Annotated in this window: 1 protein-coding gene; it reads left to right on the forward strand. The window is 55.0% G+C overall.

The genetic code is table 11. The features are described from left to right. Positions 1 to 100: 100 nt before the first annotated feature. On the forward strand, positions 101 to 462 hold a 362-nt coding region (locus ACEWB7_RS17620; RefSeq protein WP_411581038.1), incomplete at its 3' end, for a chorismate synthase.

Here is a 462-nt window from a genome sequence, read left to right on the forward strand (position 1 = left end):
TCTTTATGTTGACCAAAGCGCAGTTGCTCGCGGCCCGTGAACATTTCAATATTTATAAAGATTAAAACACGCAAACGACAACAACGATAACGGAGCCGTGATGGCAGGAAACACAATTGGACAACTCTTTCGCGTAACCACTTTCGGCGAATCACACGGGCTGGCGCTTGGGGGTATCGTCGATGGCGTGCCGCCCGGCATCCCGTTGACGGAGGCCGATCTGCAGCACGATCTCGACAGACGCCGCCCTGGCACCTCGCGCTATACTACTCAGCGCCGCGAACCGGACCAGGTAAAAATTCTCTCCGGCGTGTTTGATGGCGTGACGACCGGCACCAGTATTGGCCTGCTGATTGAAAACACCGATCAGCGCTCGCAGGACTACAGCGCGATTAAAGATGTTTTTCGCCCGGGACACGCGGATTACACCTATGAGCAGAAATACGGCCTGCGCGATTACCG

It is taken from the genome of Acinetobacter sp. NIOH-H-8 (assembly GCF_046635365.1).
In the GTDB taxonomy this organism is placed as follows: Bacteria; Pseudomonadota; Gammaproteobacteria; order Pseudomonadales; family Moraxellaceae; genus Acinetobacter.